At 51.6% G+C, this 10,371-nt stretch carries 9 protein-coding genes and 1 tRNA gene; 4 read left to right on the forward strand and 6 right to left on the reverse strand.

What is annotated here, in order from left to right; translation table 11 throughout:
- Window positions 1–40: 40 nt before the first annotated feature.
- The 3 genes from KA369_07060 to KA369_07070 form a co-directional block, all read right to left on the reverse strand.
- Window positions 41–328, reverse strand: a complete 288-nt coding sequence (locus KA369_07060; protein MBP7735717.1) for a hypothetical protein — start codon at window positions 326–328, stop codon at window positions 41–43.
- Between the two features lie 81 nt (window positions 329–409).
- Window positions 410–1,255: an outer membrane lipoprotein-sorting protein gene (locus KA369_07065; protein ID MBP7735718.1), complete on the reverse strand. Its 846-nt coding sequence runs from the start codon at window positions 1,253–1,255 to the stop codon at window positions 410–412.
- A gap of 307 nt (window positions 1,256–1,562) precedes the next feature.
- On the reverse strand, window positions 1,563–2,234 hold the full coding sequence (locus tag KA369_07070; GenBank protein MBP7735719.1) for an START domain-containing protein: 672 nt from the start codon (window positions 2,232–2,234) through the stop codon (window positions 1,563–1,565).
- 300 nt (window positions 2,235–2,534) lie between these two features.
- Here KA369_07070 and KA369_07075 point away from each other — a divergent pair, with 300 nt between their 5' ends.
- Window positions 2,535–4,286 (forward strand): PP2C family protein-serine/threonine phosphatase, encoded by a 1,752-nt coding sequence (locus KA369_07075; protein ID MBP7735720.1) that lies wholly within the window; start codon window positions 2,535–2,537, stop codon window positions 4,284–4,286.
- Window positions 4,287–4,427: 141 nt separating this feature from the next.
- Window positions 4,428–4,724, forward strand: a complete 297-nt coding sequence (locus KA369_07080) for an Hsp20/alpha crystallin family protein (protein MBP7735721.1) — start codon at window positions 4,428–4,430, stop codon at window positions 4,722–4,724.
- Window positions 4,725–4,794: 70 nt separating this feature from the next.
- Here the strand turns inward: KA369_07080 and KA369_07085 are convergent, their stop codons facing one another.
- Window positions 4,795–6,375, reverse strand: a complete 1,581-nt coding sequence (locus KA369_07085) for a sodium:proton antiporter (GenBank protein ID MBP7735722.1) — start codon at window positions 6,373–6,375, stop codon at window positions 4,795–4,797.
- 82 nt (window positions 6,376–6,457) lie between these two features.
- A complete protein-coding gene (locus tag KA369_07090) occupies window positions 6,458–7,012 on the reverse strand; it encodes a rubrerythrin (GenBank protein ID MBP7735723.1) in 555 nt (184 codons plus the stop codon).
- Between the two features lie 514 nt (window positions 7,013–7,526).
- Here KA369_07090 and KA369_07095 point away from each other — a divergent pair.
- Both KA369_07095 and KA369_07100 read left to right on the forward strand, forming a co-directional pair.
- Window positions 7,527–8,204 carry a hypothetical protein gene (locus tag KA369_07095; GenBank protein ID MBP7735724.1) on the forward strand — a complete coding sequence of 226 codons (678 nt, stop codon included), beginning with the start codon at window positions 7,527–7,529 and terminating at the stop codon, window positions 8,202–8,204.
- Window positions 8,205–8,366: 162 nt separating this feature from the next.
- Complete coding sequence (locus tag KA369_07100) at window positions 8,367–10,154, forward strand: hypothetical protein (protein ID MBP7735725.1); 1,788 nt, start codon at window positions 8,367–8,369, stop codon at window positions 10,152–10,154.
- 92 nt (window positions 10,155–10,246) lie between these two features.
- Here the strand turns inward: KA369_07100 and KA369_07105 are convergent.
- A tRNA-Arg gene (locus tag KA369_07105) sits at window positions 10,247–10,319 on the reverse strand.
- Window positions 10,320–10,371: the final 52 nt, after the last annotated feature.

Genomic DNA, 10,371 nt, shown 5'->3' on the forward strand with positions numbered 1-10,371 from the left:
TGGCGGTTTCGAAACCGCCACTTCCCTGTGATGATCGGAATTATTTCCAATCGACTATTGTTTTGTAATACGACGGCCACAGTTTGCCCATCTTGGGCATCCTGCCGGTTTTAACCGCGTCGATGATCATGGCCTTCCTGACACAGATGTCCTGCTTCGTGGTGAAGTCTTTCGTGTGGCATTTGACGCAGTTGTCCTGGATCGCCTTGAATACATTGTCATTCGGCAAAGCTCCGCATTTTTCCCTGGGATACTTTTCCAGGCTTGCCATACAGCCGATAAGAAACAACGCGCATATAACCGATGCCATGATGATCCGTTTTTGCATGCTATCCTCCTCTTCGACTATTTTTTATCGCCACGTTCCACGGCGTTCATACGCATCAGGATACGTCGCATCGGTTGTATCTTACCACCATTTCCGTGTCAGATACTCGACCGAGAAAATGTTAGGGGAAATGTTCGCTTCTTCCTCGAAGCGCATGTTGCTGAAAAGGAGCTCGGACTTCGTGCCGCGCTTCAGGGTTTTCATCTCGAGACCTGTCGGATAATACACCTGCAGGCCCTTGACGTTCTTGCGTGTTATGAAGGACAACAGGTTCATTTCCTTTTGCTTGATCTTGTTCTCGTCATAGTATTCAAGCTTGAGGGTCAGCAGCGTTTTCTTCTCGAGGTAGGTCACCTTGCGGCCGTACCCGGTGTCCCGCGCGATCTGATCGTTCTTGGGCAGGCTCTCGATCACATAGCATTCGAATTCTTTCCCCTTGAATACTATACGGGTATCGGGAAGGGCCTTGTAGGTGCACTCGGTATAATCGGGTTTTCCGATGTCGCCGTTCGTGAAATCACTGCCGAAAAAGCTGAGGCGCTTGTCGGCGCCGGTGACTTTCTTCGCCTTTCTGATTCCCTTGAGGTATACGTACTTGATGTCAGGCTCGTTCTTGAAATTGTACATCATATATGAATTGCCGTTATCGTCGGCGGGGGCGAGAAAGCAGCTGATGTAATTTTCTTTCTGCTGGTTCGTGCCGATGAATTCCGTGTACGATGCCATGACCAGCTTCTTCTGGAACCGGAGGTCCCCGGTGCTTCCGTAAATCTTGATGGCCGCCTCGCCTTTGACCTTCTGAAAAATCGGCTGATCGTCGTTCATTTTCATCAAACGGGCCCCCTTTTCTTCGGCTGTTTCAGACAGCGCCGAAAGAGAGAAACCGAAAACCATTACTGCAATGATCGGTAGTTTAAAAAAACGCATTGATGCCTCCATATAACATTATAGTGATAAATCTTTTAATCCGGAAAGATTTATGCATGCGAGATCAGAGGATCTTCGCATGTGCAACCATGAACAGAATTAGCCGTACGCTGTGTCTATATATATTTTGCGAGGCGGACAGCCTTGGTCACGGCGGCTGCCATACTCATTCAGCATATCTTTATTAAAATACGCGAGCTCGTTTAATTGTAAATAATAAAAATAAAAAAATGAATGGAATAATGCTGGAGCGATCCCGCGTGAGGGCGGGACGGGGTTGGATGGGATTTTACGATGGAATGGATGATCATTTGAAAAGTCGCAATTCCGTTTCCTTTGCGTCTCTGTAAGCGGTTTTTTTCAGCATATCCCTCATGTTGCACAGGACAGTAAAAGGCCGTTTTACCACTGCCATGTTGGCCATCAAAGGGGTCAACTTCCCTCCGGGGTCGCTGTGCATCTGGTAGATGACTTTGATCGTACCCCGGGCCGTGTCGGGGATAAAGGACCAGGAACCGGAAATCTGCCTGACCCGAATTGTTTTTGCCCGTTCCGGAAGAAAATCATGGAGGCTGGTCAACTTCAGGGTCACCGCTGCCGTGCGGGGGTCCCGGGAGGCGGTGACCTTGAATACGGAATCGCGGTCATCGGCCGGGAAGGGGAGCTTTATAACGTGGTAGAGGATCATCTCCCTGGAATTGATCATTTTTATCAGGCGCGATTCCTTCAGGTTGGGGAACCAGAGCGGATATGAAGATATGTCTTCCATGAGCTTGAGGACGCTTGTCATGGTGGCCTCGACCTCGATGACCGCCTTGAATTCCTTGAAGCCTGATCCCGGAATATCCCTGGTCAAAACCTGGATCCCTTTCCGGTTTTTTTTGAGCTTCCAGTCGTTTTTTTGCGCCGGCGCCATGAAAGGCAACAATAAGGACACAACAGCGATGGCTACTGCGGCGCAAAGCCGGGTTTTTTTCATGGTGTACCTGCTAATGGATAACGATTGTTGCGGAAGGTTTTGCCGCAATTCATGCAGGCTAGTATGATGGGGATGTTTTTGTAAAGAAAAATTATGGATGCCCATGCCCCCCTGATTTACGACTGCTACCTGGGATACACAATGCTTCCCGACATGTTTTTCCCGTCCATGGAAAAAATAATTGATTTTTCATTTGCGGCTTCATCTGATATCATATCTTGATGCATTGATCATGTCAGGTCAGGTTGCCGAAATGACTCTCCGCGGAGGACCGCAGGCAGCCCCGACCGGGGATACCCTATGTCGCGACCCATATCAATAATCGTGCGGCTTTCGCTGAAGATGGAAACGTACGCCTTCCTCATGGTCACCCCCCTTATCGTCTATTTCGTTGTCATCAGCGGAGCCCACCGGGGCCCGGACGTCATGATCATCGTTGTGGGCGCCGTGCTGGCGGTTCCCTTTGTGCTGATGTTCGGCATACCCCTTCGCATTATAAGGCTCTTTCCATTGCTCAACTCATTGTATGGTCCCGGATCGGAAAGCCTCTCCGAAGAAAAGCTGATGCGTATCAAGCGGGGCCTCCTCGCATACCCGCTCTATGAAGGGATCGTGATAATTTTCAGATGGCTCCTCGGCTTGACCATCGCCGCGTTCTACGTGTACCGTGTAACCGGGATTTTCGGCGATATCGAATACCTCCTGTCCATCATACTCGTCGTCCCGCTGAGCTATACCCTTTTCTATTTTACAACGGAGAACTTTCTGGCGAGGGTTCTCATGGATGATCGTTTGAGCACCGTCATGCTGCAGCCCGGCACGTTCAGGCACGCCAGCCTTTTCATCAAGATGCTCCTGATTCTCTGTTCGATCATCATTATCCCTACGGTCGTTTTCGGTTATTTATTCGTACTCTCCCAGGCGGGGCTGATTCATTTTCAATACATACGGCTCCATATTACCTTCATCGTCGTGCTGTCGATCCTATCGATCGTCAGCACGGCCTACGAATCGACGATCACGATACGCCGCGGCATGCGGCTGACCGTGCGCACCCTTGAGAAGATGCGCGGAGGAAATTTCGATACGCACCTGGCGATGATATCCCGCGACGAGATCAGCGTCATCACCCAGTACGTCAACTTCCTAGCCGAAGCCCTGAGATCCTACGTGCGTAGAAACAGGGACCTGACGGAAAACCTGGAGCGGAAGGTCGAGGAGAGGACCGAAGAGCTCAATGCGGCACTTGAGGAGCTGACGGCGATGAACGACCAGCTGAAAGAGGCCAGGGACGAGCTATGGGGAGAAATGGAGCTGACGAAAAAGATACAGACCTCGCTGCTGCCGGCGCATCCGGTGATCCGGGACTATGAAGTGGCTGTCCATATCGCCCCGGCCGCCCAGGTCGGAGGCGATTACTACGATGTGATCAACTGCCCGGGCGTCGACTGGGTGGTCATAGGCGATGTTTCCGGCCACGGGGTCCCCGCGGGCCTGGTGATGATGATGGCGCAGACGGCGATACGGACCCTGCTCAGGAACGATCCGAACGTGGAGCCCCACAGGCTCATCGCGGCCATGAACGGCGTCCTCCATGAGAACATGAAGAAATTCGCGGAAGACAAATACATGACGCTGACGGTCATAGCGGTCCACGGCGACGGCACGCTGCGGTTTTCCGGCCTCCACGAGGACATGCTGATCTACCATGGGGCGACTGGAACGGTGACCTCCCATGAAACCGACGGCGTGTGGATCGGCATGTACGGAGACATCGGCGGCCAGGTGAGCACGGAAACGCTGGTGCTGGAACCGGGCGACGCGTTGCTGCTCCACACCGACGGCGTGGTCCAGGCCTGGAACCGGGAGTCGGTGCTGGGACAGCGGACCCCGGAAATCGACATGTTCGGCCAGGACCGTCTTGCCGGTCTGCTTGAAAGGAACGGCGGCAAATCACCTGACGCCATCCTCGGTGAGATCGTCAGGGCCCTGGAAGAATTCCGCCGTGATGACGACGCAACGGTTGTGATAGTCAAGCGCGTATCCCCGTAAAACATGCCCTTGTTTGAACCTTTCCTGAAAAATATTAAGGAAAATCTAAAAAACTTAAACTCTTTTGTTGCCTTTGCCTTGATGCGTCGCTATATTATTGTAATTTATTGATTCACATTAACATGAACGCGAGGTGCTGCCATGGAAAAAATAAAAGTTTCACCGGATATATGTACCTATAACAGTGAGGACAACAAAACGCTTATCCTGGAGATAGCGATACCCGGCGTTGACAAAAAGGACATTGAGTTGAAAATGCTGGAGGATAGTTTTACGCTGACGGCGCCGAGGGATGACCTCGAATATACCCTGGCCCTGTCACTATGCTGTCCGGTCAGAGTGGCGGATATAAAGGCTGAATATAATAACGGCCTCCTCAGGATCGAGGCGCCCTACAAGGACTTTATGGAAAATGCCGTCAGGGTAAAGGTCGCGTAACCGGGGCGGTGACAAAAAAAGCGCGGTTTAGAAGCCGCGCTTTTTAATTTTGATCGCAGCGTGAGAGCTGTCAAATAAAGAAGATAAGCGTTATCAGGATGAACGTTGGTATCAAAACGGCGATTGAATAGATCATGTAGCCGAAAAAGCTCGGCATCTTGATTCCCTGTTCCTCCGCGATCGATTTTACCATGAAATTGGGGCCGTTGCCGATGTAGGTGTTGGCGCCCATGAACACGGACCCGCAGGATATGGCCGTCAACACCGCTGTGGAAACATGGCCTCCATCGTTGAGGATTATATCTTTTGAAAGATTAAGGCCCTTCGCCAGCGAGAGGAATGTCAGGTACGTTGGCGCGTTGTCAAGGAATGAAGAGAGCCCGCCGGCCGCCCAGAAGAACTGCCACGGCTGGGTTATGCCCAGGGCGGCCCCCTTGTGCTCCAGGATATAGAGGGCGGGGATCATGGCCGCGAAGATGCCGGCGAAGAGGTACGCTACTTCCTTGATGGGTCCGAAGGTGAAGCCGTTCCGCTGACGAAGCTCGCTTCTGTATGGAGTCAGGACCAGGGACAGGCCGAGGAGCAGGGCCATGCCGAATTCCTGGAAGCCGAAGCGCGGCCACCATGACACCTGTTTGACCAGCAGCCCCTGCAGGAAAACAATGATGACAACCCCGGCGAGAAGGATCAGGTTTATCTTGCCGTCAATGGCGAATTTCTCTTCGCCGCCCGCTGCTGCACCGTTCGAGGCTCCCTCCAGCCTCTGGAGGGCCCGCATCAACAATCCCCGGATGTTCTTTAACTCCGCCATGCGTATCCTCTTTTCCTGGATAAGATTCTTAATATCAAGGATGCTCAGGGCCGCCGAAATGTCATTTTTTACAAGGGAAATGGTATTGCCGTTTCCAGAGACGGCGCCGGCGGATGTGCCCGGGAATTCCTTCCGGTATAGATAGGTGTCCATGATGAAAAAAACGGTCAGCACGATGATACACGCGAGGGCCCACTGCGGAGCAAGCCTGAAGGTCCATTCAAAGGGCACTCCCTGGAGGTAGCCCAGGAACAGGGGCGGATCGCCCAATGGCGTCAGGGAACCGCCGATATTGCTGACGATAAAAATGAAGAAAATGATGACATGGGCCTTTTTCTGACGGCTCTGGTTCGCCCTGATGAGGGGGCGCACCAGGAGCATCGACGCGCCGGTGGTTCCCACAAAACTGGCGATGACGCTGCCGATAAGGATGAAGATGGTGTTGACCTTGGGCGTGCCCGAAAGGCTTCCCTTGATGAGTATGCCGCCGGATATGACGAAGAGCGACGCCAGGAGGATGATGAATGAAACATAGTCCAGCGCCTTTTCGAAGGACAGCTCCCTCAGCTTTTCGCCCATGAATACCGTGAAGATGATGCTCATGGGAACGCAGAAAACGCCCAGTGATATCCACCAGAGGTTCTTTTCCCAGAAGTGGGCGTTTATGAGGGGGATGATGGCTATGCAGAGCAGGATGCCGATGAAGGGAAGCACCCAGAATACGGAGATGTCCGGCGGGGCGGCTTCAGCAGCCGCGTTTTCCCTGGCAAGTAGCCCAACGGCTGAGAGGGCCACAAGAATCGTCGAATACCGGATGATTGTTATGATTTTTTTTATCATATTGTTCTCCTCGGCCGGCTATTATATACTATGATAAATAATGAATCAATAATAAAATATCTGCCGGCAAAAAACCAGGGCCTTAACCCGGCAGCTTTGCGTTTATGAGGGTTTTCCCTATTTGGGCCAGGAAAATCTGGCAGGTTATGCAGCCGATGGACAGGAATAATAAAAACAGCCTGCCGGGATACCCGGTCCCGTAGAGAATGGCAACCGCCGACATGGCTGTCGACAAGACCATAAGGAGCGAAGCGATTATTATTTTCATTTTAAGACTGGGGGTGGATAATCGCTTGAACCTTGTCTTGCCGTCCAGGAGGCCGAACAGGAAGGCCGCGGCCACCGTGAAGGGCATGAGTATCGAGAGCGCCCGCGCGGTAACCATAAGCTCACGACCCTTCATGGGATCAATGGCAACCCCGAGGAGGATAAAGGGCGGGATGACCGCGGAAAAGGCCTGCGGGAAATGCAATGTTATAGGGTGAAGGTTAAGATTAAGGATAGTTTTTCTTTTCCTGGAGATGTTCTCCCGGTAGGGTTCAAATGCAGTCCGGGGCACACCGCAGGCCGGACAGATGTCTCCCAGCTTGTCTTCATCAATGATGAGGCCGCACGCCTTGCACCTGATTTGTTCCATAATTATCTCTCCGCAAAAAAATGTCAGTCGATCAGATTCCGGGAAATAGTATGATAGTGGCAAGGAAAGTCAAGATGTTATAAGAAACTCAGTGATTCTTTTATTAAGGGGTAAAGTATATTCGACTTGTTGCAAAACTTAATAGTCAACGATATTTGCCCCCGCCGCCGAAGACGGCGGGGGCAAATATGATTAATTATATGTAGTAATGCAACAAGTCAATTATTTAAAAGTAGTTATGCAAAAAGTCCTTGATATGTACAGAGTATGGAATCGGCAAAATTGGATTATCGTCCAATTTATTAACTTTTTGTCATTGGATGGAGACCAATATTTTTTTTACTTTGACATAATATTTACTATATATTAATATTTTCCCAATCATGTGAGTTGAGTCGTTGCTGCCGTAAAACGATATTCCATGAGTTGAGTTTCTGGTTGTCCCGCCATATGGCATAACATCCCTAAGGCAAATGCTGGAGGGTGCTATATAAAATAAAGAAGGAGGAAGTTGATGAAGTATCAGCATAAACTGACGGCGCTGTTGACGGCATGCGCACTGGTTGCAGTGATCCCTTTCTATGCCGCAGCGAAAGATGAAAAAAAGGCAAAAGACGATAAGAAAGCCGAAGTGAAAAAGGATCATCCGTGGGTGCTGAAGAAAAACTCGGAAGGCATCCAGGTGTTCGTGCGCGATGTCGATGGGATCGAATTCAAGGAATTCCTCGGCGTTACCGTCATGGATGCGCCGATGGCGGTGGTGAACCGGGTCATCATGGATGTTCCGAACCAGGTTAACTGGATGTGCGACACCAAGGAATCGAAGGTCATCAAAGACGATCCCATAAACCCGATCCAGTATAACGTGGTCACGGCCCCCCTGGTTTCCGACAGGGACGTTGTCATACAGACCCGTGTCGTGCAGACACCCAAAAAAATCATACGCTCGTTCCAGGGCATTCAGCATCCCTCCGCTCCCGCCAGGAAGGGAATCGTCCGCATGCCCAAGATGGTCGGCGCCTGGGTATTCGAGGCGGTGAGCGCCACTCAGACCAAGGTCACCTATCAAAACCTCGCCGATCCGGGCGGAAGCCTTCCATCGGGACTTGTCAACATGACAGTCGTGAAGATGCCCTTCGTTTCCCTCAAGAAGATGAAGGAGCAGCTCAAGAACCCGAAATATAACAAGTAGTAAAAAGCTGATTTATACAAAAGAGGCCGGCAAAAACCGGCCTCTTTTACGTTTGTACAAATAGAAAAATCAACCCGCTTTGATCCCCCCTGTTTTTTACTTTACTTTTTCAAATAATATAACAGGTTAAACATAACGCAGTATAGAAGCGGAGAAACCATCATGACTGATTTTAAAGTTCCCATTGAATTGTCGCAGCTGCTGATCCCTTGCGTCTGTTCAGGGATTCTCCTGCTTGGCTGGCTCCTTTTTACCTACATGTATGTGCGGTCGAAGATGGCTCTCCACCTGGCCATGATGATTTTGTTCATGCTGGGGTTTATCTTTGTTTTTTCCGAATCGATGATACTGTCCGCCGGCATGTGGCGCCTCGATCACAGGATCGGGATGCAGTTCCATCGCATCGAACAGCTGTCGGGAGCCTTTTTCATGTTCGCCATAGCGCTCCTGGTGCAGGGCCTCACGGAGCTGACGCCGCGATGGTTAAGGGCCAACCGGTACCTCGGGTATATCACCCTGGGCGTTGGCATCGTAATGATTATAGCTGCCTTTGCCATGCCAGACCTTTTCATATCGCAGACAATCCATAAGCAGGCATGGAATGAGATACAGGCGGACTACGGGCGCGGCATGGAAGGCCCCCTGTATCAGGCCCGGGACGGCCTTCTCGGGATCATGATCCTGTACGCCATTGTATGCTTTATCTATGAAATGATACGATACAGGCGCTTCGCCTATGTCCTTCTTCCCTTTATCGGGTTCATCCTGGCCATCTACGGGGCCTTTGTCGATATCATGTTCATTTATACCCGCCAGTATTACGACCTGACGCCCTGGAGCAGCCATTCGCGCTTTACCGTCGGCATCACCACCATGATAGTCTTTTGCATGAGCGTCGTGTTCCGCAAGTTCTTTGACATGGCAAAAGAGGTCGAGCGCGCGGAATCGATCGCCAAGTCGGAAGCTGAAAAGAACCTGGACCAGAACCGGTTCATCCGGGAAGTCCTGGATGTGGGATCGGGGTCGCTGGTGGTCGACATCGAGGGGCTTTCCTCCACAATTTCGGACTTCACCCAGCACAGCCAGGAACAGGCGGCAGCGACGGAGGAGGTGACCGCCTCCATCGAGGAGATCACAACCGGCGTGGACAGCGTCAAGGACAACGCCGACGAGCAGTACAAGAACCTCGAGTTCCTGCTGAATACGATGGAAGAGCTCTCGGAGCTCATCGTCACCATGAACGCCCTGGTGGAGGAGGCCCTCACCATGATCGACCAGATATCGGTCAACGCCAAATCGGGCGAGCAGTCCCTACGGGTCATGAACGAGAGCATGGGGAACATCAGCCGGAGTTCGCAGGAGATGACCGGCATCATACAGATCATCAACGACATATCGGACAAGATCAACCTGCTTTCCCTCAACGCCGCTATCGAGGCAGCCAGGGCCGGCGACGCCGGTCGGGGCTTCGCCGTCGTGGCCGACGAGATATCCAAGCTGGCGGACCAGACGGCGTCTTCAATCAAGGACATCGACATCCTGATCAGGACCAATGACAGCGAGATCGCCAAGGGGAACCGTAACGTCGGCGACGCGGTGGAGAAGATCAATTATATCATCAGCGATATAGAGAAGATCGTGGAAAAGATCACCGTCATATCCCAGAACATGAGCCGGCAGACCATGGCGAACCAGTCTGTCAACGAGAACGCCTCGAAGGTGAAGATCAGGTCAGAGCAGATCACCGACGCCATGAACGAGCAGAAGCTCGCCATCGAGGAGATATCGAAGACCGTGGGCTCCATCAACGACCTGTCGCAGATAAACACGCAGAAGATAATACAGATCACCGATTCGACAAAATCGATAGTCGACAAGGTGGATACCATGCACGGCGACATTGAGAATTTCGTCCGGAAGTCGAAGGGAGCCGGCTCTGACAAATCATGATGTTCCGCGGTGTGGTTTCATGCTCAATGAATGGTTCCTGCCGAGGGCTTTCCCGACGCTGACAGGGTATTCTGGAAGGGCGTTTTACAATGCGCGCCAGGCTGGGATCGAACCAGCGACCAACGGCTTAGAAGGCCGTTGCTCTATCCACTGAGCTACTGGCGCATATCAATCAATTCTTCTCTTCAGGCATCAATCGTGGAGGCTTATCAATGAG

The organism is Spirochaetota bacterium, assembly GCA_017999915.1.
Taxonomy (GTDB): Bacteria; Spirochaetota; UBA4802; order UBA4802; family UBA5550; genus RBG-16-49-21.